Below are 26786 nucleotides of genomic sequence, written 5' to 3'. Positions count from 1 at the left end.
CGACGATGCCTTTGACCACCAAATCAGAACGGCATGGCGAAGCGGGCGCTGGCTTGCTGGGCCAGGTAATTGTCGCCCACGTCCACCTTATACTCGCCCCGCACCTCGTAGCCCTTGGTGTTGAAGAGCTGCACGCCGGCGCTGAGATTGAGCAGCGTGCCCGGGATCGACACTTCGGTGACGAAGCCGCCAAGCGAGGAGGCGGTGTCGTTGAGGTTCACGCCGATCTTCATATTGTCCTTTGCCAGCACCGTCATACCGACCGTAGCGTAGGGGCGCAGCCAGATCTGCGGATCGAGATCCACCCGCGCGCCGAACTCGACGTTCGGGCTGAAGGCGGCGTTCCATTGCTGGGCGGAATTGAAGCCCAGCGTCGTCCCGAGGCCCTGCTCCTGGTAGCTCGGCAAATAAGTGTAGAGCAGGTCGAAATCCGCATAGGGCTTGATGTACCAGTTGGAATAGACGAACTCGTAGCTGGCGCGGAACCGGGCCGCGGCCGTGAAGACGTTGGCGGTGCCGCTGGAGAGGGAGATCGCCGGCCCGATGTCGAGCACGCGATCGGTATCATAGGCGCCATAGCCCGCCGAGCCGGCGATGGCGAACAGCCAGGGACCGACCTGGCGCTTCAGCGAAAGCGCCACGTCCACCGCATTGCCCTCGGTGCTCGACAGATTGTCGGAGCTGTCCAGCCAGGACTGGGTGAAGCCCACCGTGCCGCCGAAGAACCAGTCGGTGGCGAGTTCGCGCTGCGCGCCGACGCGATAGGTCACCGCGCTCTGATTGAAGCCGCTGGTGTCGTTGGAAGAGGTCTGCTGCGTCCAGTCGCCGATGATGCGGGCCCAGGTGCAGCTCGTCTCCTCCATGAACGCGCCGGTGCCGGCGAACACCGGACAGCTCAACGCCATGTTCACGGACGTGCGGCTGTTCAAGGTCTGCAGCGCGGCGGCGCTGGAGGATTCATCCGGCGACGTGCTGTCGATCGCGGTGATGTAATCGTCCACCGAGGTTACGTTCGCAATGTCGCCGAACACCGCGGCATTTTTCTGGGATATGCCGCCATTGTTCCAGATCTTCTGCAGATAGGCCATGAGGCTGTCTTCGGTGGGCTTCATATTCACCCCCTCCGGCGCCTTGATGTCCGCGCGCGGCGTCAGCTCGATGGTGCCGCCCGTGCGCGTCACGCTCCAGGTGATGGGGCTATAGGTATTGACCGCCCCCGCCATGCTGCCGGTGACCGGACCGGAGATGGTCGCGATCTTGAAGCTTCCGGGCATCAGGCCGCCGACCACATTGGCCTGAACGACGCCCTTGAGATCGGCTGCGCCGGTCACATTCAGGAAATCGTTGCTCGTACCGCCCTGGGGCGTGCGGCTGACATCCACCTGCAGCGCGCCGTTCGCGGATTGGGTGAACCCGCCGATCAGAGCGGCGTTGGCAATTGTGCCCTTGCCGCCGATGGAAAAGACGCCGTTGTTTGTGAAGAGGCCGTTCGGCCCGAGGTTGATGGAGCCCTTGCCGGCGGACTGATAGGTGGCGCCGGGCTCGTTCTGGAATTCGTTGTATTCCGTCGTGCCGCCGGTGACCAGGTTCACGTCGCCGGTCACGCTCCCGTAGTTCTTAACCGTGTCCTTGGCGAACGAACCGAGGATGGCCACGTTGGAGCCGGCACTGACCGTGGCACCCTTCCGCAGCATAATGGTGTTGTTGGTGCCCCCGTCGAGTTGGATCGCCGCGCCGGTCCCGGTGCCGCCGGTCAGCGTGCCGTCGAAGGTCACATTGATCGATCCGGACACGCTGTTCGGCAGCACGAGCCCGCCGTTCCCCTGCACGCCGCTCTGCGCGAAGATGCCGACCGACCCCTCGCCCTTCGCCGTGATCGTGCCGTTGATGTCGATATTGATTTCGCCGCCCCTGGTCAGACCGCCCGGCGTAATGGGCGCGGCACCACTGGACGACGCAATCACCACGCCCTGGCTGCTGCCCATGGCGCCGCCGCCGCCCCCGAGGCTCTGGGCGAAGATGCCGTGGGCGTTGCGGCCCTCGGTGAGGATCTCGGTGGTGCCGTAGGTTCCGTCGACCTTCTTCGAGGTGATCGTGATGTTGCCGCCGGAGCCCGAGGCGTTCTTCCGGTTGGCCAGGAGCGCGTTGAGGGCGGTGGGGTCGGCCTTGACGTTGCCGATATAGCCGCCGCCCCCGCCGATGCTCTGCGCAAAGATGCCGACCGCGCCGGTTCCCTTGGTCTTGATGGTGCTTTTTTCGGCCAGGGTGATGGTGATAGCGCCGCCATCGCCCGTGACGCCGTCCCCGCCGAGGCGCCCCGTGAAGGTATTCTGCCGGCTCGCATCGCCATTGCCGAACGAGATCAAGCCGCCGCCGCCGCCGATGGATTGCGCCAGGAGACCGAAAGCGCCCATGCCCTCGGTGGAAATGGTGCCGCCCTGAACGATGGCGACCGCGCCGCCGTTACCGGACGCTTTGCTCTCGCCGCCGAGCGCAATCTTGAAGGTGTTGACCGTGTTTCGGTTCGCCGCCGCGATCGCCTCCGCCTTCTGGATTTCCGCGTCCACATCGATGCCGTAGAGGGCGAGCGCCGCCTTCACCTCGGGGTCGAGGGTGCGGGCATCCTTCAGGGTCTTCAGCATTTCCTCGGGATTGTAGGAATTGAGGATCGAAATCCCGCCGCCGCCGCCGATGGATTGCGCGACCACGCCATGGGCTTCGGCCCCGTGGGTGGTGATCGCGGCCGTATTGGTCACCGTCACGGACTTGCCCGCGCCGCCCACGCCGCCGGAGCCCCCGACGCTCATGGCTGGAATGGGCAGGTCCAGCAGGTCCTGGAGGTGGGGGAACTGGGTTCCCGCCTGCAGATCCATGTTCATCGCCGTGACGCCGCCGCCGCCGCCCACGCTCTGCGCGGCGATCCCGAACGCGGAGTGCCCCAAGGTATCGATGGCACCGGTATTGGTCACCTCGACCTTATCGCCGGCCCCGCCGCCGGCACCGCTGCCGCCGATGGTGGACTTCAAGCTGATCAGCTTGTTGGAGCCCACCTGCGAGGAGCCCGCCGCACCGCCGCCGCCGCCGATCGACTGCGCGAAGATCGCCGCCGAGGCGTCGCCGGTGGTCGATAGGGCCATGCCGTTCGTGACGCTGACTTCGCCCCCATTGCCTCCGGCGCCGCCCGAGCCGCCGACCGACGCGTTGTAGGAAAGCGTAATGGGAATCGACGGCTTGGCCTTGTTGACCCAATTGCCCGCCTTGCCGCCGATGAAGCTGCCGAGAGTCTTTTTCAGCTTGTCGACAAGCTGCGCCTTGGTCGCATCCGGCAGGTTCTGCAAGACGCCCTTCAGGACGTTGAAGCCGATGTCCTTGAAATTGGCGATAAACTGCATGGCCGGAGCGGTCGCGGCATCGGTGCCGCCGCCCGAGACGGAAGACGATGCACCGCCCACGCCGCCGCCGCCGCCGATCGATTGGGCAAAGATCGCATAGGCCGAGGTGCCGCCGGTGGTGATGGAGTTCGCCACGCCATTCTTGGTCACCGAGGTCGTGGTGACGCTGACCTTGCCGCCGTTATTGCCGCTGCCGCCGTTGCCGCCCACGGTGGAGTTGTAGGTGAAGGACGTATCGATGCCGAGCGATGAGGCGCCGCCAATGCCGCCGCCGCCGCCGATGCTTTGCGCCTGGATACCCGAGGCGCCCGCTCCGCCGGTGGTGATGGAGCCGCTGTTGATGACGGTCACGTCGCCGCCGTAACTGCCACTGGCACCTTTTCCGCCCACATTGTCGCTGGCGGCGGCATTCTTCATGCTTCCGCCGAGATTGCTCAAAGTACTGACGACGGTGAGCACGGTATCGCCGACGGTGCCAAGCTTCAGGGGCGTCGCATCCCCGCCATTGCCGCCGCCGCCGCCGACGCTCATGGCCTGCAGCCCGATGGCTGAAAAGCCTTGGGTGGTGATATCGCCGGAATTGGTGACCTTGACGGTGCCGCCGTAATTGCCGCTGCCGCCGTCCCCACCCACGGAGGAGGAGAACTTCAGCGATACACCCTTGGCCTGGGCCAGCAGATCCTGGGCGAGAATCTCTCCGTTCCCGCCCTGGCCGCCGCCGCCGCCGATGCTCATGGCGCTGATGCCCATCGCGAGCGCGCCCTTGGTGGTGATGGCCCCCGAATTGTCCACCGTGACGGTGTTGCCCCAGCTGCCGGTGCCGCCGGATCCGCCGGTCGCATTGGCGGCGGAGATGTTGACGGAGCTGGCGTAGGGAACGGACAGCGTCACCGACCGTGCCGTGCCGCCGTTGCCGCCGCCGCCGCCGATGCTCATGGCGCTGATGCCGAAGGAGGAGGCGCCGTCCGTCGTCAGGGCGGCGGAATTCTGAACGGTCACCGTTCCCGCAGTATTGCCCTTGCCGCCTTTGCCACCCGTGGTGCTGGCGATGGTGACGTTGGGGAATCGCTTGTCGAGGCCGAGCGCTACGGATGCCGCGAGCGCATCGCCGCCATTGCCGCCACCGCCGCCGATGCTCGCCGTGTCGATGGCCGAGGAGTTCGAGCCCTTGGTGGTGATGCCGAGGCCGTTCTTGACCACCACAGCACCGCCGGACCCGCCTTCGCCGCCGGAGCCGCCCACCGCGCGGGCGATCGACAATTGAAGGCCGACGCTCACCGCCGTCGCGCGCCCGCCGACACCGCCGCCGCCGCCGACCGATTGCGCGAGGATGCCGGGTGCGAAGCGCCCATCGGTTGAGATGGAGCCCGTGGTCGGGCCGCCTGCCACTGCCAGGTTGTTCACCGTGACCGCGCCCCCGGCACCGCCCACGCCGCCGTTGCCGCCCAGTGCGACCGAGAACGAGATCCCCGGCAGGAAGCCGAAAGTGACGGTATTGCCGCCGCCGCCGCCGCCGCCACCGATGCTCTGGGCGAGGATGCCGGCGGCGGAATCGCCCTTGGCGCTGATTGTGCCGCTGTTGTTGACCGTGACGGCGCCGCCGATGCCGCCTTTGCCGCCATCCCCGCCGGAGCCGAAGAACAGGAAGCCGCCGCTGCCGCCCGCGCCGCCACCGACCGGCTTGGTGGCCAACTGGCCGGTCTGGAACGCATCGATCGCCTTCCCGCCGCCGATGCTCTGGGCGACGATGGCGGAAGATCCCTTGCCGTTGGTGGTGATCGTGCCGGCGTTGGTCACCTTGACGGTACCGCCCGTGCCGGCGTCACCGCCGTTGCCGCCGAGGATTTGCGAGCCGCCCTCCCCGCCGCTGCCGCCGAGCGATTGCGCGACGATGCCGAAGGCATAGTCTCCGGTGGTTTCGACCTTGCCGAGCTGGTTGATCACCACCCAGCCGCCATTGCCGCCGTTGCCGCCCGCCAATCCGAGATATTCGACCGCCGACGAGGCGCCGTCGCCGCCGGTGCCGCCGATGCTTTGCGCGACGATGGCTGTGGAGCCCTTCCCGGTGGCGCGGATGGTGCCGCGGTTGGTGAGAAGGACCGAGGGGTTGCTCTCGGAATCGTTGAAGGCCCCGCCGTCCGCGCCCCGCGACCCGTTGGCGACGAGGGAATCCCCGCCCCGACCGCCGAGTGCCTCGATGATGACGGCAGGGGCCGCCCCGCCCGAAGTGGAGATCGTGGCGCTCGCGTCGACGGTCACGGAGGCGGAGCCGCCGGTGCCGCCGCTGCTCTGGAGGCGCGGCGAGGTTGCCTTGGAGCCGCCGTAGCCTCCGGCGCCGCCTTGCGAGGTCAGCCTCAAGGCGGCGAGATTGTCGCCGCTGACCTGGATGTTGGTCTGGATCGACGCCGAGACCGGCCCGCCCGAGCCGCCGCCGCCCGAGCGCTGGCCGATGATGGCGGAATCGCCGCTCCTCGTGTCTTCGCCTTTCGCACCGTCGCCGCCGATGGATTGCAGCCAGATCAGCGATGTGCTTTCGGACTGGCCCCTGAAGAAGGTGAGCGGATTGCCGTTCTGGGTGAAGCTCACCGCGCCGCCGGCGCCGCCGTCGGCCCAGGTGTTGATGCTGTCCGAGCGCCCGCCCAGGCCGCCTTGCGAGCGCAGCAGGATCATCGGATCGCCGGCGATCGAAGTGGCCGAGACCGTGCCCTGCTGGATGAAGAGGATGCTCCCGCCGGCACCGCCGTCCTGCGGGCTGACCGAGTTCTCGCCGTTGCCGCCCTTACCGCCGGTCGACACAAGCTGGACCACCGGCCCGCCCCCGCTGGGACGGCTGATGGTGGTGAGGTTTTTGAATTTCAGGTCGCCGGCCACGCCGCCGGCCGTGGCGGGCTCGTTGTCCACCCAGGGAAGAAAGTGCCAGACGCCGTTGACGCCGGGCGTTCCCGAGGCACTCCTGATCCAGGTCACCTGCGAGCCGGTTATGTTCTGCACATCGGCCTGCGCCAACGCCGGGGCCGGTGTTGCGACCAGGGCCGTCAGCAGCGCAAGTGAGCTTGTCCCTCCAAGCAGATGACGGCCGATCGGCAAAAGCTTCCGCTCATGAACCCGGCTAATGGACATCAGATGCTCCCCCACGAAGCATGGGCCCGCCGAAGGTGGAGCCCATTCCGAAACGTTTCGTCAGGAGACTGCCAAACGCCAGCAGATTACCTCCGACTTCAGCCGACGAGTAACATGCCGTTCAGGAGCAGGGAAAGCGAAATGTTGCTCGTATTTCTTGAGCGCTTCTAGAAAGATCGTATCTTTCCTATTCTTGCGTATTTTCATCTTCCTTTCGCATGGTGCGGATGCTGCAAGTTGGGATTTTACACCTCGTCGGCGAAGGATCGGGTGATGCGGATGCAGTGGGCGCCTCGGGTAAAACCGTGAGCCGGGGCAGGATGCGTGCATCGCCTGTCGAACAGGCCGGTTGCCGCACCCGCATTTCCTGGATACATCCCATGTCTCGCCTATAATTGCCCAAAGGAAATGTGGCGCGTGTCGCTTAAAGGCAATCAGCCCGCATGGAGAGCTTGCACCGCACTTGCGGCGGCGTATCTGCTCGTCTTGCAAATACTGGTTGCAGGCCTGTTGGCGGGCACGCTGGCGGCGAGGGCGGCCGGGCCCTCTGAAGCCGGCATCATTCTGTGCACTTCGTCGGCCGCGCACTCCGGCGATACGCAGGATGACGGCAGCGGCAAGGCCCATCTGCCGCCGTGCTGCAGCTTCGGCTGCCCGATGGTGGGATGGCTTGGCCTCGCGCCGGCCCCCACCGACATCCGCGCCGCGGCCTTCATACCCGTCCCGCCAGCGCGGCCGGGCAGTGGCGCCCCCCGCGCACCAGATCAAGCCCTCTCGGGCTTCCAGGCCAGAGCCCCGCCGGCCTGACCAGACCGGCCGCCTCACGCGCCGTCCTCGCCCCTGCACACACCTCTTGTCGGCCCCCGCTCTGCGCGCGCCGACGCGGGCGTGTCGTTGGGCGGGCCAGCCTCCATTGCCTTTGATCTCTTAAAGACGGGACCTCCCCGCCATGACGTGCCTTTCCACGCCCCGCCGCTTCGGCCGGCGCGCCAGCGCAGCCTTGCTCTTTGCGAGCACCGCGATCGCACCCGCCCTCGCCCAGCAGCAATCCACCCCCACGGCGACCACCGAAACCGTGATCGACCTGCCCACGGTTACGGTCGAGAACGGCTCCGCCGCCCAATCCCTGGTTCTGCCGGACATCGCCAAGCTGCGGCTTTCGAACGAGACCGGCAGCCTCGTCGGCCTGACGCCGTTCGAGACCCCCGCCAGCGTCGACATCGTGACCCAGCAAGAGATGCAGGATCGCGGCCTGCGCACCCTCACCGAGGTCTATAATACGGTGCCCGGCGTCACCGCCGGCAACTTGCCGGGCGAGCCGGGCGTGACCTCCATCCGCGGCTTCTCCCGCGCGGCGGTCGGCTATTCCATCGACGGCATGCAGGTGCCCGATCCGCTGCTCATCTCGCGCAATTACGACAGCTTCACCTTTGAGCGGGTGGAAGTGCTCAAGGGACCGGCATCGGTGATTTCCGGCAATGGCGCCCTCGCCGGCACCATCAATCTCGTCACCCGCCAGCCGGACTTGAACCGCACCGGCGGCGAGGCCCTGGTGAGCTACGGCAGCTTCGACACGGTACGGGCCGGCATCGACTATAATGCCGCCCTGGGCCAGAACGCGGCGGTGCGCGCCAGTGCCAGCTACGGCCAGTCCGGCGGCTATGTGAACGACACCGATTCCCAGACCGCCGCCGTCACCCTCGCCACCACATTGGTGCTGTCCGACCGGCTCACCACGACGGCGGCCATCGACTATTTCCACGATGACTACAGCACGCCCTATCAGGGCACGCCGCTGATCGCCCGCGCGGCGGCGATTTCGCCATCGAACCTCGTCTCCGCGCCGGGCGGCATGGTGATCGACAAGGCGCTGCGCAACCAGAACTACAATGTCTACAATGGCGAGATGCGTTCCGACGCGGTGTGGCTGCGCGACCGGACGGAATACGAACTGACCGACAACTGGACCTTGCGCAACGACCTCGGTTACTACACCGCGAACCGCTTATGGGCGAATTCGGAAGATTTCACCTATAATACCGCCACCGGCCTGCTCGACCGCAGCACCACCAAGATCACCCACGACCAGCACGTGTGGTCGGAACGGGCGACCGCCCTGTTCGATGGGGATGTGTGGAACATGCGGCACCGCTTCGCGGCGGGCCTCGAATATATCAACACCACGCTGAACTCCGAGCGCCGGTTCGGCACCACCACGTCGGTCAGCCCCTATTTTCCCAACCGGGGGTATTTCCCCGCGGATACGGCGGCCAATTTCTCCACCCGGCAGAATTACGACAGCCAGGTGGATACCTATGCCGCCTTCACCGAAGACGCCGTCAATCTCACACCCGAATGGCTGGTGGTCGGCGGCATCCGCTATGAGGCGATCCAGCTCGACCGCCAGATCTACAATCTGAATACCTTCACGACCTCGCAGTTCGACAATAATTACGAAAGCATCTCGTGGCGGATCGGAACGGTCTACGACATTCTTCCCGGCACGGCGGTCTTCGCGCAATATAGTCAGGCGACCGTCCCGGTCACCTCGCTGCTGCTCAGCAATATGGCGAACGCCAAGTTCGAGCTTTCCACCGGCAATTCGATCGAGGCCGGCATCAAGTCCACGTTCTGGGACAATCGCGTGGTCACCACCGCTTCGGTCTACCAGATCGAGCAATACGACATCCTCACCCGCGACCCGGCCAATCCCGCGCTCACCATCCAGGGGGGCAGCCAGCGCTCGCGCGGCATGGAGGCGGAAATTGCCGTGGCGCTGACCGATCAATTGAAGGTCACGGCAAATACCTCCTACATCAATGCGGAATTCACCGAGCTTTGGTCCGCAGGCGCCAACCTCGCCGGCAACCGGCCGACCAATGTTCCCGAATGGACCTATCTGTTGCTCGCCAGCTATCGCTTCGCCGATATTCCGCTGACGGTCAGCGGACAGGTGCAATATGTCAGCTCGTTCTATACCGACACCGCGAACACCATCGAGGTTCAGGGCCGAACCCTACTGGATGCCTGGATCAGCTATGACATCGGGCGGGGCACCTTCCGCCTGCGCGGGCGCAATCTGACCAATGCGTTCTATGCGGACTGGTCGGGCTACAGCTCGACCCAGGTCTATCTCGGCGCGCCGCGCAGCTATGAGCTGTCTTATGCGGTGAAGTTCTGATCGCACCGGGCGGGCGCCCGGCGCGCCCGCCCGCCTCGGCAATTCCTCACCGGGAGGCGTTCTTGTCTGAAATCTGGTCTTCCGCCGTGCTGCACAGGGCGATATGGCGCTGGCATTTCTATGCCGGGCTGCTGTGCGCCCCGTTCATGCTGATCCTCGCCGTCACGGGGGCGATCTATCTGTTCAACGATGAAATCAACGATCTCATCTATCCCCGCGAACGCCTGGTGGCGCCGTCGCAGCACCAGATCGCGCTGAGCGAGATCGCAAGCGCCGCACTCTCGCCCTTTCCCGGCGGGCGGGTGACCCGCATCGATACCCCCGCCGCGCCGGGGCGCAGCGTGCAGGTATTCGTTTCCCCGCAGCAGGGCGAGCCGGTGCGGGTGTTCGTCGATCCGGGAACCGGCGCGGTGCTCGGCTCCCACATCTACACCCACACCCTGGTCGGCTTTGCCGATGTCGCCCACGGCTCGCTGATGCTGGGCACGTTCGGCGACGGCATCGTCGAGCTTGCGGCGTGCTGGGGCTTCATCCTCACGGTGAGCGGTCTTTATCTGTGGTGGCCGAAGGGCGGGGCGCGCGCCGCGCTGCTGCCGCGCCTGGGCGTGCGCGGGCGCGCCTTCTGGAAGGAGTGGCATGCCGCCATCGGCCTTTGGACGGCGGTGCTGGTGATGTTCCTCATCCTCACCGGCCTGCCTTGGGCAAACCTGTGGGGCGACCTGCTGCGGCGGGGCGCGGACGTCGCCGGCATCGGCTATCCCGTGAGCCATCGCTCCCACGGCGCGCCGGTCACTTCGACGCTTACGGTGAAGGACGCGACCGGCGGCACGGTGCCCTGGACCCTGGAAGCAGCACCCGCGCCCCAATCCGATGCGCATGAGGCGCACCGTCATGCCGCGATGGCTCCCCCCGCGCCATTGGACCGGCCGGCCATCGGATTAGATGCGGTGGCCGAACGCCTTGCCGCCGCCGGCCTGTCCGCGCCCTACCGCCTGAGCCTGCCCCGCAACGCCGATGGGGCCTATATCGCCGTGCTCTATCCCGACCAGCCGGAGGGCCAGCGCACGCTCTATATCGACCAATATTCGGGCCGCGTGATCGACGACGTGCGCTATGCCGATTATGGCGTCGTCGCCAAGGCGGTCGAGCTGGGCGTGCAGATCCACATGGGCAATTATTTCGGTCGCCTGAACCAGATCGTGATGCTGCTGCCCTGCATCGGCATCGTCTTTCTGTGCCTGTCCGGCCCTTATATGTGGTGGCGCCGCAGACCCAAGGGTCATCTGGGCGCGCCCCGCGCCCTGGCGGCGCCGACGCTGCGGACCCTGGTGGCGATCATCCTGACCCTCGGCCTCATCTTCCCGCTGGCCGGCGCCTCGCTCGCGCTGGTGCTGGCCTGCGACCTGCTGTTCCGCCGGCTCGCGCACCGCTCCCGGACGGCGTGACGCGCACCCCCAAAGCGGCCCGCCGCATAGGGCAGCGTGCCGCACACCGTGCGCCTACAGCGACCGGCCGTTCCGTGCCATGCTGCTCCATTCAAGACCTGAGAGGCCGAGCGTTCCGTGACCGCGCAGCACCCCGCCTGGAAAGCATGGACCGCCGTTGCGGCGGCGTATCTGCTTGTCCTGCAGGTGCTGCTGATCGGGATGAGCATCGGCGCGCATGCCGGGCCATTGTCCCTCGTTGATGGCGCAGGCGCCCTGTGCCTCTCGTCCTCCTCCGGCGGTCCGCCGGCCGGGGACGATGCACCTGCTCACGCGCTGCCCGATTGCTGTGTCCTCGGCTGCACCATGTTCGGCCCGGCGGCCGCGCCACCGCCCCCAACGGCGCTGCTTGTCCCGCCCCCGCGCAGCGATGGCGCGCCGATCGCAAAGATGCGGCCGAGCGCTTTCGTCCGCTCATCCATCGCCCACTCCTCAAGCCTTGCCCGCGCTCCACCCGCCGCGATCTGAGCCCGCGCCCTTTCAGGGCCCACCGCCGTTCGCAGTGCGCATGCATGCCTCGCCCAATCCTGGGCAGAGGTTCGCTTTTGGAGCTTTCTCATGATCAATCCGTTTCGCCGCCTGTCCGGAACCGCAGGCGCGCGCCTGCCCCACCGCCTCTATGGTGAGGAAATTCTCGCCGCGACCGTGTTCGCGGTCTTCATCCTCCTGCTCTCGGCGCAATCGCTGTTCGCGCACGAATTCAAGGTGGGCAGCATCGAGGTCGACCATCCCTGGGCGCGCGCGACGCCGAACGGCGCGGCGGTCGGCGGCGGCTATCTGGTGCTGAAGAATACCGGCACGGCCGACGATCGCCTGGTTTCGGCGACCGCCACGGTAGCGCAGCGCGTGGAGATCCATGAGATGTCCATGGCCAATGGCGTCATGACCATGCGTCCGGTGGTCGGCGGCCTCGTGGTCCCGGCGAACGGATCGGTCGCCCTCAAGCCCGGCTCCTACCACATCATGTTCATGGGCCTGAAGCAGCCGCTCAAGCAGGGCACCCCGTTCGAGGGCACGCTCACCTTCGAGAAGGCCGGCACGGTCAACGTGAAATATGTCGTCGACGCCATCGCCGCGAGCGGCAGCGACCACGACCATATGCAGATGGGCAAGTGAGATGGTCCGTCCGCATCAGCCCTCAGATCCTGAGGGATCGGTGCCGCGGGCGCGGGGGCGCGGCGTTCTGCTCGCCCTGGTCGTGGGCGTCGCCGCCACCGCCGGCTTCCTGATCTGGCAACCGGGGGCCTTGCTCTCCGCCACCCAGGCGGTGAGCGAGCGCGCGACCATCGGCGGTCCGTTCCGCCTTGCCTCCTCAAAGGGCGGGGACCTCTCCGATGGCGATCTCAAGGGCAAGCCATTCGCCATCTTCTTCGGCTTCACCCGCTGCCCGGAAGTGTGCCCGACCACCTTGTGGGACATGTCGGAATCGCTCCACCGGCTGGGCGCGCAGGCGCAAGACCTGACGGTGGTGTTCGTCTCGCTCGACCCGGAGCGGGACACGCCGCAGACGCTGGCAAGCTACATCCAGTCCTTCGATCCGCGAATCATCGGCCTTTCGGGGCCGCCGGCTCAGATCGCGGCGCTGGCCAAGGCTTACCGGGTGTTCTGGCGCAAGGTCCCGACCAGCGATGGCGACTACACCCTCGACCACACCGCCGTGGTGTATCTGATGGATCGCCAGGGGCATTATGCCGGGATCATCGGCTACAAGGAGGATGAGGCCGCGCGGGATGAGAAGTTGCGCCAACTCCTGGCAATGCCGGGAGCTGCGGGATGAACGCGTCCTCCTCCTCGGTGCTGCGCGACCTTGGCACCACCTTCGTCTCCGGCGCGGCGGCGGGCTGCCTGCTGATGGGCGGCATTAAGCTGTTCGACCTCGATGTTGCCCGTGCGTTGCTGGACGTGAGCGGCGACGGCATCGATCTGCGCGACACCGCGGCCGTGAGCTGGATCTTCGGCCAGATGGCGATCCTGATCCGCTTCGTCGTTCCAGGACTTTTGCACCTGTGACGCTGGCGCGGGGCGAGGGCCTGACACGACACCCTTGCCCCGCTTCCCTCCATACGAACCGGGAGGCTCTTATGGGCACCGTCCCCCTCAAGATCGTCCTGAAGCCGCGCGGGCGCATCATCCCCGTCGTCCAGGAAAGCATGGACAGCGCGGACATCTTCCGCGTCGGCCGCACCATCATGATCCGGCACGGCGATCAGGCTTACCAATTGCGCCTGACGGCCCAAAACAAACTCATCCTCACCAAATAGCGCACGGCGCCGCGCATCTGCGCCCTTGACAGCGGCTGCGGGTTGTCCGCTGCTGCACGAGCGAATGGTTTTCGGACGAGGCACGGCGACGCGCTTCGGACGATATGGGAACGGGGGAACGGCTGACCGCCGCGAGCCCCGACCGCCCCCGCGACTGTGAGCGGCGAGTGGCCTGCCGGGATGCCACTGGACCTACCCTTCGGGGAGGCCTGGGAAGGCGGAAGGTTGCGACGACCCGCGAGTCAGGAGACCGGCCAGGCGCAGCATGTGTTCAATCTCACGCCGTCGGGTGAGACGGTAAAGGAGCCTTCTATGCATATCGAACCCGGCCTCGTGGATCCCGGCAAGATCTGGCTGAGCTATGTGACCGCCGCCGGTGCCCTCGGCTATACGATGAAGCTGGCGGCCGGAACCGTGCGCGAACGCGGCCCGCTCTCGCTGATCGCGCGCAGTGCGGCATGCACCGCCCTCGTCTTCTCGTTCTTCGAAATTCTCCCGCATTATCCGGTCGGCGTTTCCGAGGTCCATCTGATCCTCGGCTCGACCTTGTTCCTGATCTTCGGGGCCGCCCCGGCAGCCATCGGCCTTGCCCTCGGCCTGCTGGTCCAGGGCCTGTTCTTCGCGCCGTTCGACCTGCCGCAATACGGCATGAATGTCACGACCCTGCTGGTGCCGCTGTTCGCGCTCGCCGTGCTGGCCCCCAAGGTCCTGGCACCCAACACGCCCTATGTGGAGCTGAAGTATCGTCAGGCCCTGGCGCTTTCGACCACCTATCAGGCCGGAATCGTCGTCTGGGTGGCGTTCTGGGCGCTCTACGGCCAGGGCTTCACGGTGGCGAACGCTTCCTCCATCGCCACGTTCGGCGGCGCCTACATGCTGGTGATCATTGTCGAGCCGCTGATCGATCTTGCCGTGCTCGCGGCAGCCAAGGCCCTGCACGGTCTCAAGGGCAGCGCGCTGCTCGAGCGGCGCCTCTACGACCCGGCCTGAACCACGGGTTCCCACCAACGGCCGTCCGGTCGACGTGATCCAAGGACATGAGCGGCGCCCCCCGCCGCTCATGTCGCCGCCCACTCGGCCGGCGAGATTCGAGCGAAGCAGGAGCGCCAGCAGCGATCTTGCCGACGGTTCGGCTCGCGTCAGGAAAACGCGACTGAACGACGAGAGAGAGGGTTTCCCTGCGTCCCTGAAAACGGGGAAACGCCCTAGAGCTTCGCCAGGATCGAACCGTCGATCTGCGACACGCGCTCCACGCCCGTCAGGGTCATCGCCACGCGCATTTCCTTCGCGAGGATATCGAGAAGGTTCTCCACGCCCGCTTGGCCACCGCTTGCCAAGGCATAGGCGAAGGCGCGACCGAGCAGCACGCCCTTCGCGCCGAGCGCCAGCATGCGGACCACATCGAGCCCCGAACGGATGCCGCCATCGGCAAGGAGGGTAAGTTCGCTGCCCACCGCATCGGCGATGGACGGCAGAGCCCGGGCGCTCGAGAGCACCCCGTCGAGCTGCCGGCCCCCGTGGTTCGACACAACGATGCCGCTGGCGCCGAACGTCACCGCGTCGCGCGCATCCTCGGGGTCGAGGATCCCCTTGATGATGATCGGGCCGCGCCAGAAATCGCGGATCCATTCGAGATCCGACCAGCTGATCGACGGATCGAAATTCGCCGCGAGCCAGCCGATATAATCGGCAAGGCCGGTCGGCTTGCCGAGATATTTGGACACGTTGCCGAGATCGTGGGGCGTTCCCATCAGGCCGACGTCATACGCCCAGCTCGGCTTGAACATGGCCTGGAGGATGCGCCGCTGCGGGCCGAACGGGCCCGACATACCGGAATGCGGATCGCGATAGCGCGCGCCCGGCGTCGGCATGTCGACGGTGAAGACCAGTGTGGTGACCCCGAGCGCCTGCGCCCGCTCCAGCGCATTGCGCATGAAGCCGCGGTCCTTCAGGACATAGAGCTGGAACCACGGCATCCTGGGGCTTGCCGGCACCACTTCCTCGAGCGGGCAGACCGAGACCGTGGAGAGGGTCATGGGGATGCCCTTGACCGCCGCCGCCCGGACCGCCTGCACCTCGCCGCGGCGGGCGAGCATGCCCGCGAGCCCCACCGGAGCCAGGATGACGGGCATGGCGCACGGCTGCCCGAAAAGCTCGGTTTCCAGGCTGAGCTTTTCGACATTCTTGAGCACGCGTTGCCGCAGGCTGATGCCCTGGAGGTCGGAGACATTGCTGGCCAGCGTGCGCTCGGCATAGGCGCCGCCGTCGACATAGTCGAACAGGAAGCGCGGAAGCTTGCGCTTCGCGGCCGCGCGATAGTCGTTGGGGGAAGCGATGATCATGGGCGGGTGATGCAGCTGAAACGATATCGATCCTCGATTTAGCCGCTATGCCCCGGCATGACTACAGATATCGAAGCCGCGCGGCGTCGACCCGGAGCCGCCCGCGAAGCTGAGTAGTTTCCGAGCCTGCTCCACCCCCCGTCCCGGAGATAATGTCGGGGCGGTTGAGCGTGGCATGGGGCCAAAGGTCCATCGCCACGCTGCCAAGATTTCACGACCGGGCCGGCCTTATGCTCGCCGCGCCGGTATCTCGGGCGGCATGAGGGCGGCAGGGCGATGAATGCGCTAAGGATCCTCATCATCGAGGACGACGCCGTGATCGGCATGCATCTGGCTGAACTGCTCGAAGATATGGGACACGATGTCTATGCAATCGAAGCCACTGAATCCGACGCGGTGATTGCGGCGAGCCTGTCGAAGCCGGACCTCATGATCGTTGATGCGATGCTGCAGCAGGGAAGCGGCATATCCGCTGTCGAGGCCATTTGCCGGAGTGGACACGTGCCGCATATTTTCATCAGCGGCGACGTTCTGAGCATCAAGACAATTATTCCGTCCGCGGTCGTCGTTCAAAAGCCGTTTCGAGAGCAGGACATCGTCCGCGCCATTCGCAGCGTGATCGAAGACGCTGCGGGGTCGTGAGTCCCGCGCCGGCGGTCCGGGCTGGCGATGCGGCCGGCAAGCCCTTCTCAAAGCCAAAGCCCGAGTTGACCGGCACGGCCACCGCGCCGGCTCATACCTGCAGTGCTTCGCGCCAACCGCGAACGCCTGGCGCGGTTTCGCGCGAAGCGGAAACCGGTTCGCGTGAAGAAAACGCGTCTACACAATGACGTAGAGCGTTTTCCCGATTCCATGAAAACGGGGAAACACTCGAGAACATATTCGGCAAACACCGGTTCGCCGAATAGTCTCTACGTCTCTGTTTAATCTACGATTTCAGGCACAAAGCTGCGCGGCGCACTTTTGCTGAAGTTGCTCTAGGCCGATATGATTACCTTCAGCGCCTTCGTGTCCGCGGCGTTGGCGAAGGTGTCATAGGCATCCAGGATCTGATCGAGCCTGAACCGATGCGTGATGAGCCGGGTCGGGTCGATTTTCCCGGCCTGAACCGTCTTCAGCAGCATGGGGTCGAGACCGTATCCACCAGCCGGGTGGTGATGGTGATGTTCTGCGCCCACAGCGTTTCCAGATGGAGATCGACCTTCTGGCCGTGGACGCCGACATTGGCGATGACGCCGCCCGGCGCGACCAGTTCCTCGCAGAGCACGAACGTCGCGGGGACGCCGACGGCTTCGATCGCGGCGTCGACCCCGCGTCCGCCGGTCAAGGCTTTGACCGCCGGCACGGCGTTTCCGTCGGCATTGTTGATCGTGTGCGTGGCACCGAATTGCCGCGCCAACCCGAGGCGATTGTCGTCCAGGTCGATCATGATGATCTGCGCGGGCGCGTAGAACTGCGCCGTCAGCAGCGCCGCGAGCCCGATCGGTCCGGCCCCCACGATGGCGACGGTGGAGCCCGGCGCGACCTTGCCGTTGAGCACCCCGCATTCGAAGCCGGTGGGCAGGATGTCGCTCAGCATCACCAGAGCTTCCTCATCGGCCCCTTCCGGGATCGGATAGAGGCTGGTGTCGGCGTGGGGCGTGCGGACATATTCGGCCTGGGTGCCGTCGATCTCGTTGCCGAGGATCCAGCCGCCGGTGGTGCAATGCGAATACATGCCGCGCCGGCAATAGTCGCACTTTCCGCAAGAGGAGATGCAGGAAATCAGGACGTGGTCGCCGGGACGAAAAGACGTGACGGCGGGGCCTACGGATTCGATGATCCCGACACCTTCATGCCCAAGAATCCGGCCCGGCGCGCAAGTTGCGACGTCGCCCTTGAGAATGTGCAGGTCGGTGCCGCAGATCGTCGTCTTGACCATCTTCACGATGGCGTCGCCCGGCGCCGTGATCTGCGGCTTCTCATGCTCTTCCAGGGCCTTCTGGCCCGGTCCACGATAGACGAGCGCTTTCATCGGCTTCTCCTGCTTTCGATGAGCCCGCGCTGCGCGGGATATGCTCACATATGTCCGATGCTCAGCCCCTGGAGCGCACCCAGCAGCCACAGAACAATCAGGACCAGAAGCAGAAGGCCGAGCACGCCGCCGACCCCCCGGCCGCCATACCGGCTGAAGCCATAATATCCACCGCCGCCGCCAAGCACCAAAATCAATATGATAACCAGCAAAATCGTAGACATGCGACCCTCCCAGGGTGGACGTCCTTAAAAGATGCCGCGGCGCACACTCTGAAAACCAGCACCGCAGCGATGCGACCCGTTCCTGCGGCAAATGTCCGAAGGCATTCGCGCATGGATCGCCATGCCATATTATTCCCCGCTGCGGCGGGGGCGAGGGTCGGAAACTACTTACCGCCGCCGTCATGTCCACGACATCGAATGAAATCAGGCGGGAAACCTGGGGGCACGGTGCGTCCGCGCGCAAGGCAAGCGCCACCACAGCTCATGCAAAGGGCTCCGAGTCGTCCTTCCAGGACGACGCAAGCGCGAGGCGGGCCAGGGCGGGAAGCGACTTCGAACCGGTCTTCCGCATGATCGAAGCGCGGTGGTTCTCGACGGTCCGCTGGCTCAGGCCGAGGTCCGCCGCGATGTTCTTGCTGGGGTGGCCGGCAAGCACGAGGTCCAGTATCTGGCGCTGCCGCTCGGTCAGGGATGCCAGGCGGCTTTCCGCATCCGCCCGCCGGCTTGAGGATTTGTCGGCATCGCGCGACTGCTCCAGCGCCTGCGCAACGGCGGCAAGCAGATCGCTGCGGCTTGCCGGCTTCTCGATGAAGTCGACGGCTCCGGCCTTCATGGCCTGAACGGCGGTCGGCACGTCGCTATTGCCGGTGATCATGATGGCAGGCATGCGGTCTGTGGCATCATGGAGTCGCTGCAGCAATTCGAGCCCGTTCATCCCCGGGAGATAAGCATCCACAAGAAGGCATGCCGGGCGACCGGGATGATAGGCTGCCAGAAAAGCTTCACAACTGTCGTAGTCCTCCACGATCCTGCCGTCCTCTTCAAGGAGACTCCGCATGCTTTCCCGCACATGGCTGTCGTCATCGACGATGAACACCACCGGGGCATGCGCTGGGGCGCCGGTCGCAGCGGGAGGAGCCTGGCGATGCGCGCCGGCGCCCCTGGGCCGCAGCAGCCGTTCCATGGCACCAGCCAAATCCTTCGGCTTCACGGGCTTGGTCAGTTGTACGCAGTCGCCGAGCGCGATGTCCCGCTCCGCCTCTTTCGATATGTCGCCGGTCAGGATGATGACTGGGACTCGGTCCTGAAGCTTCGCCCGGAGCTGTTTGGCGGCCTGCAGCCCGTTCACGCCGTTGGGCAGGTTGTAGTCCGCCAGGATGAGGTCGGGCCGGATCGTACCGCGCTCCACCATTTCCAGTGCCGCGACGGCGTCGCGCGACGCGGCCACCATATGTCCCTCGCCCGTAAGCGACAGCTCAAGCAGGGATCGCACGTCCGGATCGTCATCGACGACGAGGATGGCCGCCGCCGGCCTGTGACGATCGTCTCCGGGGGCACCGGCGGCGTGCGGAAGCTCTGCCGCCTGCAGCCTGCTCCGGCCCGGCGTTATGCCGACGTCTATGGAAAAGACCGAGCCTTTGCCGGGGACGGATCGAACATGCACGCGATGACCCAGAAGGAGGCCGAGCCGCTGCACGATGGAGAGGCCCAGACCAAGGCCGCGGCTGCGTTCACGCGCGGCATTGTCCACCTGGTGGTACTCTTCAAAGATCGCCTGAAGCTCGCGATCCGGAATGCCGATCCCGGTATCCCACACCTCGATCCGCAGCAGGCCACCGTGCCGCCGACAGCCCACCAGGACCCGGCCACGCGACGTATATTTCAAGGCATTGGAGATCAGGTTCCGGATCATCTGCTCGAGCAGGCGCGGATCGCTCTCGATCGAAATCCCGCACGGGATGACACGCAAGACGAGCTTCTTGGCGTGCGCATGGTACGTCAGCTCTTCCTTCAGCAGGTTGAGCAGGTCATCGATCGGGAAGCTCGCGACGGACGCACGGATCGTGCCGGCTTCAATCTGGTTGATGTCGAGCAATGCGTTCAGCATGCCCGACATGGCGCTGATGGCCTCGTCGAGCCGCAGGACCAGGCGGGTGCCCTTCTCCCCTTCTATCGACTTCGCCAGCAACCCTTGAAGCAGGACGAGCGATTGCAGGGGCTGGCGCAGATCGTGGCTCGCCGCGGCGAGAAACCGCGACTTCGCGGCATTCGCAAGTTCCGCTTCCCGCTTCGCCGCTTCCAGCGCTCCGGCAATCCGCCGCTGCTCGGTGATGTCGACGAAGGTGATGACCACGCCGCCGATCCCGCTCTCCGGGGTGCGATAGGGCAGGATGCGACGGAGATACCACGCGCTGTTGGCCCCCGCGATCTCGCGGGCGTGCGGCACGCCATCCTTCAGGACCGCTGTTGCGTCGGACAGCAGCGCGCCATCGCCGGCGAGCGAACTGAGGTCCGACAACGGACGCCCGACGTCGCCGGGAATGAGGTTGAACAGCAACCGGGTTTCCGGCGTGAAGAAGCGGATCTTCAGCTCGGTGTCGAGGAACAGGGTCGCGACATCGGTGCTGTAAAGGACGTTCTGCAGGTCGTTCGAGGTCGTCCGCTGCCGTTCCAGGGTTTCCTGGAGCTGGCCGTTCAGCGCGGTCAGTTCCTCATTGAGCGACTGCAATTCCTCCTTGGAGGCAAGCAGTTCCTCGTTCGTCGACTGAAACTCTTCATTGACCGAAAGCGCTTCCTCGTTGACCGCTTTTTGCTCTTCGCTTGAGATTTCCAAATTACGGATGGCGCCCTGAAGCTCCATGCGCGTGGCATCAAGCTCCTGTTCAAGCTCGGCCACGCGGGGAAGATCGCGGCGCGGCGGCGGGCGGCCGCTTTTACCATTCTGAGCGGGCGCGTCGATGAAGCAGATCAGCAGCAGATCTTCGCCCTCATACTGGACCGGCTGCACGGCGATGCTGAAGGCATGGGATTCGCCGTTCCGGGTGATCCGTCCACCGTCGACGACGACCCGCGCGCCCTCCTGGGACGCCCGCTGGATGGCGGCCCGCAGCTTGGTCCGCACGCCTTCGCGCGCCAGGGACAGCAGGTCATGCATGGGAAGTCCCGGTGCCAACCTGAGATAATCGTCCGTCGATCCAAGGTAATAGAGGCATTCATACTTGCGGTTGATCAGAACGGCGGCGGGTGCATAGGCCTCCAGCACCAGGCGCCGGCATAATTCCGCAAGCGTGTTCTGGCGCGCCGCGGCATGTCCTTGCGAGGGACGGACCGGAACACGCACGGTGTCCCCGACGCCCACTGAGAACCCGAGTTCCCCCGGCCGGCTGCGGCCGGTGTGCCGGTAAAGCCGTTCGGACTTCGAGAGAATCTCGAACCGGGAAGCGGCATTGCCGACCGTCTCCGTGGTGCCGAGCAGCAGGATGCCGCCTTCGCGCAGGGCAAAATGAAACAGAGAAACAACCTTGTCCTGCGCCTGCGGGCCCAGATAGATCAAGAGGTTGCGACACGAGATCATGTCGAGCCGGGAGAACGGCGGATCCGCGAGCACATTCTGCACGGTAAACACCACGGCGGCCCGAAGGTCGGGGCCGACCCGGTAGCCGTTCTCCTCCCTGGAGAAGAAGCGGGCGAGCCGCTCGGTCGACACCTCCGCCTCGATGGCCTTGGGATAGAAGCCTTCTCTGGCAAGCGCCACCGCGTCGGCATCGATGTCGGAGGCGAAGACCTGAAGCCGGACCGGGCGCTGCGCGGCGGCTATGGCCTCGAAGAACAGCATGGCGAGGGAATAGGTTTCCTCGCCCGAACTGCACCCCGCGACCCACAAGCGCAGGGGTTGGTCGCGTGCATGATTGCGAACCAGGTCCGGGACGATCTCTTGCGCGAGGAATTCAAAGACCTTCGGATCGCGAAAAAAGCTCGTGACGTTGATCAAAAGGTCTTTCGCCAAAAGCTCAAGCTCGCCAGGGTCGTGCCGAAGCTGCTCGAGGTAGCGATCCATCCCGTCGATGCCGATGGAGGCCATCGCCATCCGCCGCTCGGTGCGCCGCTGCAGCGTGCCCTGCTTGTAGAGGGTGAAGTCATAGGCGGTATTGGTGCGCAGCAGCTCGACGATCGCCGCCAAGGCCGTGCCTTCAACGGTCGTGGCCGGCCGAGGTTCGCGCGTGATGAGGGCCTGCGGAATCCTGGCGACCGGCAGCACAAGGTCCACCGCACCCGTCGCGATCGCGCTGCGCGGCATGCCGTCATAGCCCGCCTCTTCCGGTTCCTGGGCGATGACAAAGCCGCCCTTCTCCTTCACGGCAACGACGCCGACGCTGCCGTCAGCCCCGGTGCCCGAAAGCACCACGGCGACCGCGTCCTTGCCAAATGCCTCGGCCAGGGAATGCAACAGGAAGTCGAACGGAAGACGGGCACCATGCCGGGCTTTGGGGAGAGAAAGCCGCAGCAGTCCCGCGCGGATCGAAAGATCCGATCCGGGTGGAATGACGTAGAAATGATCGCGCTCCACCGTCATCCCATCCGTCGCCTGGAGGACGACCATGGAGGTGTGCCTCGCCAACAGATCCACCATCATGCTCTCATGGGTGGGATCGAGGTGCTGGACCAGGATGAAGGCCATCCCGCTGCGGGCAGGTATGGCGGTAAGGAGCTTCTTGCAGGCTTCGAGCCCGCCGGCCGAGGCGCCAATGCCGACAACCGGAAAGCCATGCGGACCGGCCGGCATCGCTTCGATCATCGGAGCGCGGATCTTCGACCGCGGCGGATCCCTTCGGGGTGACATGGGCCGCTTTGACATTCTATGTTTGTTCTCATGTTTGAAAACGGCACGCGTGCACTCAACAGCCGGAACACGGGCAAGTCCCACCAACCGAGCATAACATCTTAGCAGGACTGCGTGGATAAGTCCTTGTGACACATCAAGACGTTGCCGCACACCCGGTAAGCACGACCTCGGCGGGTGGCCCTGCCCCGCATGTCTTGCTGATGCATCTCATGCTTGCCTGCGATTAATGGGCTGGGAAATACAGAATATTTTCACATATCAGTTCCATGGCATCAAATAGATACCGATTGTATTATCCAATTTTATTGTAAAAATTTCATAAATAAACCTGAATTATATGATTAAATTTCATTTAAATTTCGGTATTTTGAATACATTAAAGTATAATTTTATCATTCTCGCACTACTTTAGGCTATTCATACACTTCAATTGATTATCAGATTTTCGACACCGAGACCGAACACCTCAGCGCATCCGCTGCGTAAGGCGCCTTTAGGAGACAGCCAGACGCTTGTCGTCGTTCAGCTCGGTCGCTTGGCACGCGCGTCCGACCCAAACGGGTGAAGGGCGCGTTCGCGCCAAGGCGCTGCGGTATCTGCCCAAAGCTTGGACCGACCAAACCCCCGTCATCGCGTTGCGGCGCCGGAAGAAATGGATGCGCTTCGATCTTTCACCGGAAGCTTGACTGTCGCCTCGAACCCGGACGCCTGGCCCCGGCGCGGTGATGAGAGAATGAGCGAACTTCCGATGCGCTCCGCAATGGCCGCCACGATGGCGAGGCCGAGACCGCTGCCGTCGGGGCTTGCGCTGGCACGCTCGAAGCGCAAAGACAGGCGGCTCAGCGTTTCGGGCGGCAAAACAGGCGCCTCGTTCGCCACGGTGAACATTCCATCTGCGTTCAAAGTCACCTCGACGGGGGCGGTTTCAACACCGTAACGCAGCGCGTTCTCGATGAGGTTCCTGCAAAGGATGCCGAAGGCGTCCGGGTCGAGATCCGACAACACCGGCTGGTCCGGAAGCGTCAGCGCGATCCGGCCCGGCGCTCCGGCGCGCCCGATATCCTCGACCACCAGGCGGGCAACGGCCCGCAGATCCGCGGAGCGATCCAGCCGAAGCCTTCCGCCTTCCGCTCGGGCAAGCTGCATGAGGCGCTCGGACAAGCGGGTGAGCCGCTTGAGCGTCACCTCTATGTCGGCGGCACGCACGCGTGCTGCGGGATCGCTGGTTTCCGAGCGCAACCGTTGCACCTGGGCGATAGCTCCGGCGAGGGGGGTGCGCAGCTCATGGGCGGCATTGGCCGCAAAGCTGCGTTCGGCGTCGAAGGCCGCCTGCAGCCGCTCCAGAAGGCCGTTCAAGGTGCCCGCCAGAGGAGCGATCTCGGAGGGAAGGTCGCCTCCCGGGACGGGTGACAGATCCCTTCCATCGCGCGCCTGCAGCCTTGTCCGAAAGCGGCGCAGGGGCGCAAGACTCGCGCGAACCGCAAGGAGGATCGCCAGAAGCGCGACGGGGATCACCACCAGGAGCGGAAGCCCCAGACCCATCTGAATCTTGCGCGCTATGGCCGCGCGATGATCCAGCGGCTCGGCCACGGTGATCTGGACGCTGCCCCGCAGGGCGTCGTCATTGTAGAGCCTGTGGGTGGCGGTCTGGCGGAAGCCTGGCCCGTCATAGGGGGGGAAGACGGTGGCGTCCGCGGCGTGCGACTGCAGCAGGATGCGTCCTTGCGCGTCGCGGACGATGTAGGTGAAGAACTCGTCGTGCCCGCGGATCGCCCCAAGCCGCTGGATGACGCCATCTTCCTCACGCCCGACGATGTCCACCACGGCAAGCGGCAGCAGACGCTGCGCCGTTTCCTGCAGCGAGGAATCGAAGACCTCGTCCATCTCGTGGCGAAGAACCACCGCCGTCACGGCGGCAGCGGCGATCCACAGGACCGTCAGCATGACGCCGATCGACAACCCCAGCCGGGCCTGAAGGCTGCGCGGCCACCTCATGGCGCGCCCAGCCTGTAGCCGAGGCCACGCTCGGTCTCGATGATCTCGGTCCCGAGCTTCTTGCGCAACCGGCTTATATGCACCTCGATGGTATTGCTCTCTATTTCGGCATTGAAGGCATAGAGTTTTTCTTCGAGCTGTGTCTTGGAAAGAAGCTGTCCGGGGCGCGCCAGAAATGCTTCGAACAGCGACCATTCGCGCGCTGTGAGTTGAACCGGCCTGCCGTTCCGCCGAACACTGCGTGACGCGAGATCGATGTCCAGTGCACCGTGAGCGATGATGGGATTCGGGTTGCCCGAATAGCGCCGCCCGACCGAGCCGATCCTGGCCGACAGCTCGCACAGGTCGAACGGTTTGACGAGGTAGTCGTCCGCGCCGGCGTTCAGCCCCTCGATCCGATCGGAAACCTGATCGAGCGCGGTCAGGATGATCACGGGTGTCGCATCACCGCGGGCACGCAGCCGCTTGAGAAATCCGATCCCCCGGCCATCCGGCAACATGAGATCAAGCAGGATGAGATCATAGGCGGCGCACGTCATCGCATCGCCTGCCGCATCCAGGCGCGTGACCCAGTCCACCGACTGGCCGTCCCCCGCGATCTGGTCCCGCACAGCGGCGCCCAGGACGGTGTCGTCCTCGATCAGCAGAATGCGCATCGCTCATCGTTTCCCTTGATCTTTACGCCCCCTTATGTCGGCTTGGGCTGACACAAGGCTTACAGATGTGGGTCCAGCGCTTCAGGATCTCGTCAGCTTCGTCGCGCATCATCCGCTCACGATGGCCGTAGCACGGAGTTTGGCCCATGAAGAAAATACTGACAATTCTGGCCTTTCTCACGGTGCTGCCGATGGGGCCGGCGTTCGCCGACGACGACTGTTTCGTGCCCATGGCCAATTGGCAGCCACGCGACGCGGTGACCCGGCTCGCCAAGGCGAATGGCTGGGCCGTCCGCAGGATTAAGATCGACGACGGCTGCTATCAGATCGACGGGCGTGATGCCGACGGGCGACGGATCGAGGTGACCGTCCATCCCGCGACGCTTCAGGTGATCAAGATCGAACATGAGGATGGCAACAAGGACTGAGATTATTGGCCTCCGCCTCTCAGCTCCCCCAGAGCCCCGCCCGTCCGGCGGGGCTTTTTTCTTCCTGACGGCAAGCTGAAGCGGAAATCGTCGCGCCGTCAGGAAGGCCTAAGGTCGCGGCTCCAGCTTGGTTCCCGCAGATAAGGAGACCCTGCCATGAGAAAGACCCTCACCCTTCTCGTTGCCTCGACCACCCTGACAGCCGCCATCGGCCTCACGGCATGGAGCGCCGTGCGCAGCCCCGCAATCGCCGCCGACCGCCCGATCGCGGCCGTCCTCGATGACGGTCAGGAGGCGCTCCCGCTCATTCTCGCCAGCGACGACGACGATGACGATGACGAGGGGGAGCATCGCCGGCCCGGCCACGGCCGTGGTGACGACGATGACGACGATGACGACGACCATGATGATGACGGCAGCGGCGGCCGCGCCGCTCGCACTCCGGCTTCCGTCGACACCGTAACCCCACCGCAGAACGGGCTCTTCGGAAACGGTGCGCCGCCCCAGGTCAGGGTGAATTGACCCAGGTCAGCGTGAATTGAACTCGGCCGCTCATCCTGCGTCCCGGAAGAAGGTATTCCCAATGAAATCCGTCCTTGCAGCGCTCGCGCTGACCACCGCGCTCACGGCACCCAGCCTCGCCATGGCGCGTCCCGTCACGCTGACCGCAACACTCAACAATTATGGTGGCAATGGCGCCTATCTCGCCCTCTATGTCACGGACGCGAAAGGTGCCTATGCCGGCAGTCTCTGGATGGCCGGCGGTAAATCCAAGTACTACCAGCACCTCACCGACTGGTACCGCGCCACTGGTGGCGCCCCGGCCCAGATCAACGGCATCACCGGCGCCAGCGTCGGTGCCGGCCGAACACTCAAGATCACGCTCGATCTCGCTGACGCGTTGTTCGACGCCGGCTACACGCTGCACGTCGATGCGGCGGTGGAGGACATGCGCGACAGCCCCAAGGATGTGTCCGTGGCGCTGACGACGGCCGGCGCGGGCAAACCGGTGCGTGGCCGCCGCTATGTCGCCGACTTCAGCTACGGCCTGTAAGGAGAGGCTTG

The 26786-nt window shown here is 65.1% G+C and carries 19 protein-coding genes, 1 pseudogene and 1 riboswitch; of the genes and pseudogenes, 13 read left to right on the top strand and 7 right to left on the bottom strand.

What is annotated here, in order from left to right:
• Positions 1 to 23: 23 nt before the first annotated feature.
• Positions 24 to 6512: a hypothetical protein gene (locus tag V5F77_RS06485; RefSeq protein ID WP_429004518.1), complete on the bottom strand. Its 6489-nt coding sequence runs from the start codon at positions 6510 to 6512 to the stop codon at positions 24 to 26.
• A gap of 417 nt (positions 6513 to 6929) precedes the next feature.
• On the opposite strand from V5F77_RS06485, the gene V5F77_RS06480 reads away from it, so the two are divergent.
• The 9 genes from V5F77_RS06480 to V5F77_RS06440 all read left to right on the top strand — a co-directional run bounded on the left by V5F77_RS06480 (position 6930) and on the right by V5F77_RS06440 (position 14428).
• Positions 6930 to 7319: a DUF2946 family protein gene (locus V5F77_RS06480; RefSeq protein ID WP_429004517.1), complete on the top strand. Its 390-nt coding sequence runs from the start codon at positions 6930 to 6932 to the stop codon at positions 7317 to 7319.
• A gap of 142 nt (positions 7320 to 7461) precedes the next feature.
• Entirely contained in the window at positions 7462 to 9693 is a 2232-nt protein-coding gene (locus V5F77_RS06475) for a TonB-dependent receptor (protein WP_429004516.1), read from the top strand.
• A gap of 62 nt (positions 9694 to 9755) precedes the next feature.
• Positions 9756 to 11138, top strand: a complete 1383-nt coding sequence (locus V5F77_RS06470; protein WP_429004515.1) for a PepSY-associated TM helix domain-containing protein — start codon at positions 9756 to 9758, stop codon at positions 11136 to 11138.
• A 117-nt stretch (positions 11139 to 11255) separates the two neighbouring features.
• The gene (locus V5F77_RS06465) at positions 11256 to 11645 is read left to right on the top strand and encodes a DUF2946 family protein (protein ID WP_429004514.1); all 390 of its coding nucleotides are present in this window, start codon (positions 11256 to 11258) and stop codon (positions 11643 to 11645) included.
• 90 nt (positions 11646 to 11735) lie between these two features.
• Positions 11736 to 12293, top strand: a complete 558-nt coding sequence (locus tag V5F77_RS06460) for a copper chaperone PCu(A)C (protein WP_429004513.1) — start codon at positions 11736 to 11738, stop codon at positions 12291 to 12293.
• Position 12294: 1 nt separating this feature from the next.
• Positions 12295 to 12954: an SCO family protein gene (locus V5F77_RS06455; RefSeq protein WP_429004512.1), complete on the top strand. Its 660-nt coding sequence runs from the start codon at positions 12295 to 12297 to the stop codon at positions 12952 to 12954.
• The gene (locus V5F77_RS06450; RefSeq protein WP_429004511.1) at positions 12951 to 13187 is read left to right on the top strand and encodes a hypothetical protein; all 237 of its coding nucleotides are present in this window, start codon (positions 12951 to 12953) and stop codon (positions 13185 to 13187) included. The genes V5F77_RS06455 and V5F77_RS06450 overlap by 4 nt, the downstream gene beginning before the upstream one ends.
• Positions 13188 to 13258: 71 nt before the next feature.
• The gene (locus tag V5F77_RS06445) at positions 13259 to 13438 is read left to right on the top strand and encodes a hemin uptake protein HemP (protein ID WP_429004510.1); all 180 of its coding nucleotides are present in this window, start codon (positions 13259 to 13261) and stop codon (positions 13436 to 13438) included.
• Between the two features lie 48 nt (positions 13439 to 13486).
• Positions 13487 to 13711: riboswitch (cobalamin riboswitch) on the top strand.
• A 39-nt stretch (positions 13712 to 13750) separates the two neighbouring features.
• Complete coding sequence (locus V5F77_RS06440) at positions 13751 to 14428, top strand: energy-coupling factor ABC transporter permease (RefSeq protein WP_429004509.1); 678 nt, start codon at positions 13751 to 13753, stop codon at positions 14426 to 14428.
• 215 nt (positions 14429 to 14643) lie between these two features.
• Here the strand turns inward: V5F77_RS06440 and lldD are convergent, their stop codons facing one another.
• Positions 14644 to 15780 carry an FMN-dependent L-lactate dehydrogenase LldD gene (lldD, locus tag V5F77_RS06435; RefSeq protein WP_429004508.1) on the bottom strand — a complete coding sequence of 379 codons (1137 nt, stop codon included), beginning with the start codon at positions 15778 to 15780 and terminating at the stop codon, positions 14644 to 14646.
• Between the two features lie 276 nt (positions 15781 to 16056).
• On the opposite strand from lldD, the gene V5F77_RS06430 reads away from it, so the two are divergent.
• Positions 16057 to 16422 carry a response regulator gene (locus V5F77_RS06430; protein WP_429004507.1) on the top strand — a complete coding sequence of 122 codons (366 nt, stop codon included), beginning with the start codon at positions 16057 to 16059 and terminating at the stop codon, positions 16420 to 16422.
• Between the two features lie 335 nt (positions 16423 to 16757).
• Here V5F77_RS06430 and V5F77_RS06425 read toward each other — a convergent pair.
• The 5 genes and pseudogenes from V5F77_RS06425 to V5F77_RS06405 form a co-directional block, all read right to left on the bottom strand.
• Positions 16758 to 17794, bottom strand: a pseudogene (locus tag V5F77_RS06425) (zinc-dependent alcohol dehydrogenase family protein).
• 44 nt (positions 17795 to 17838) lie between these two features.
• Entirely contained in the window at positions 17839 to 18018 is a 180-nt protein-coding gene (locus V5F77_RS06420; RefSeq protein ID WP_429004506.1) for a DUF3309 family protein, read from the bottom strand.
• Positions 18019 to 18280: 262 nt separating this feature from the next.
• Positions 18281 to 22594: a chemotaxis protein CheB gene (locus tag V5F77_RS06415; RefSeq protein WP_429004505.1), complete on the bottom strand. Its 4314-nt coding sequence runs from the start codon at positions 22592 to 22594 to the stop codon at positions 18281 to 18283.
• A 675-nt stretch (positions 22595 to 23269) separates the two neighbouring features.
• The gene (locus V5F77_RS06410; RefSeq protein ID WP_429004504.1) at positions 23270 to 24637 is read right to left on the bottom strand and encodes an ATP-binding protein; all 1368 of its coding nucleotides are present in this window, start codon (positions 24635 to 24637) and stop codon (positions 23270 to 23272) included.
• Positions 24634 to 25293 carry a response regulator transcription factor gene (locus V5F77_RS06405; RefSeq protein ID WP_429004503.1) on the bottom strand — a complete coding sequence of 220 codons (660 nt, stop codon included), beginning with the start codon at positions 25291 to 25293 and terminating at the stop codon, positions 24634 to 24636. Before V5F77_RS06405 ends, V5F77_RS06410 begins: the two co-directional genes overlap by 4 nt.
• 146 nt (positions 25294 to 25439) lie before the next feature.
• Here V5F77_RS06405 and V5F77_RS06400 point away from each other — a divergent pair, with 146 nt between their 5' ends.
• The 3 genes from V5F77_RS06400 (at position 25440) to V5F77_RS06390 (ending at position 26775) form a co-directional block, all read left to right on the top strand.
• Entirely contained in the window at positions 25440 to 25721 is a 282-nt protein-coding gene (locus V5F77_RS06400) for a PepSY domain-containing protein (protein WP_429004502.1), read from the top strand.
• A 156-nt stretch (positions 25722 to 25877) separates the two neighbouring features.
• Complete coding sequence (locus tag V5F77_RS06395; RefSeq protein WP_429004501.1) at positions 25878 to 26243, top strand: hypothetical protein; 366 nt, start codon at positions 25878 to 25880, stop codon at positions 26241 to 26243.
• A 61-nt stretch (positions 26244 to 26304) separates the two neighbouring features.
• Positions 26305 to 26775: a DUF2271 domain-containing protein gene (locus tag V5F77_RS06390; RefSeq protein ID WP_429004500.1), complete on the top strand. Its 471-nt coding sequence runs from the start codon at positions 26305 to 26307 to the stop codon at positions 26773 to 26775.
• The last annotated feature ends 11 nt before the right edge of the window (positions 26776 to 26786 follow it).

It is taken from the genome of Roseixanthobacter psychrophilus, assembly GCF_043195195.1.
GTDB lineage: Bacteria > Pseudomonadota > Alphaproteobacteria > Rhizobiales > Xanthobacteraceae > NCEH01.
Note: the sequence above shows the minus strand (reverse complement) of the source record. Positions and strands in the feature narration are given on the sequence as shown.

Excerpts from the sequence above, each read along its gene's own strand:
- V5F77_RS06455 (WP_429004512.1), top strand. The coding sequence starts at position 12,295 with ATGGTCCGTCCGCATCAGCCCTCAGATCCTGAGGGATCGGTGCCGCGG.
- V5F77_RS06430 (WP_429004507.1), top strand. The coding sequence starts at position 16,057 with ATGAATGCGCTAAGGATCCTCATCATCGAGGACGACGCCGTGATCGGC.
- V5F77_RS06395 (WP_429004501.1), top strand. The coding sequence starts at position 25,878 with ATGAGAAAGACCCTCACCCTTCTCGTTGCCTCGACCACCCTGACAGCC.
- V5F77_RS06450 (WP_429004511.1), top strand. The coding sequence starts at position 12,951 with ATGAACGCGTCCTCCTCCTCGGTGCTGCGCGACCTTGGCACCACCTTC.
- V5F77_RS06420 (WP_429004506.1), bottom strand. The coding sequence starts at position 18,018 with ATGTCTACGATTTTGCTGGTTATCATATTGATTTTGGTGCTTGGCGGC.
- V5F77_RS06445 (WP_429004510.1), top strand. The coding sequence starts at position 13,259 with ATGGGCACCGTCCCCCTCAAGATCGTCCTGAAGCCGCGCGGGCGCATC.
- V5F77_RS06410 (WP_429004504.1), bottom strand. The coding sequence starts at position 24,637 with ATGAGGTGGCCGCGCAGCCTTCAGGCCCGGCTGGGGTTGTCGATCGGC.
- V5F77_RS06460 (WP_429004513.1), top strand. The coding sequence starts at position 11,736 with ATGATCAATCCGTTTCGCCGCCTGTCCGGAACCGCAGGCGCGCGCCTG.
- V5F77_RS06415 (WP_429004505.1), bottom strand. The coding sequence starts at position 22,594 with ATGATCGAAGCGATGCCGGCCGGTCCGCATGGCTTTCCGGTTGTCGGC.
- V5F77_RS06405 (WP_429004503.1), bottom strand. The coding sequence starts at position 25,293 with ATGCGCATTCTGCTGATCGAGGACGACACCGTCCTGGGCGCCGCTGTG.
- V5F77_RS06485 (WP_429004518.1), bottom strand. The coding sequence starts at position 6,512 with ATGTCCATTAGCCGGGTTCATGAGCGGAAGCTTTTGCCGATCGGCCGT.
- V5F77_RS06440 (WP_429004509.1), top strand. The coding sequence starts at position 13,751 with ATGCATATCGAACCCGGCCTCGTGGATCCCGGCAAGATCTGGCTGAGC.
- V5F77_RS06400 (WP_429004502.1), top strand. The coding sequence starts at position 25,440 with ATGAAGAAAATACTGACAATTCTGGCCTTTCTCACGGTGCTGCCGATG.
- V5F77_RS06390 (WP_429004500.1), top strand. The coding sequence starts at position 26,305 with ATGAAATCCGTCCTTGCAGCGCTCGCGCTGACCACCGCGCTCACGGCA.
- V5F77_RS06475 (WP_429004516.1), top strand. The coding sequence starts at position 7,462 with ATGACGTGCCTTTCCACGCCCCGCCGCTTCGGCCGGCGCGCCAGCGCA.
- lldD (WP_429004508.1), bottom strand. The coding sequence starts at position 15,780 with ATGATCATCGCTTCCCCCAACGACTATCGCGCGGCCGCGAAGCGCAAG.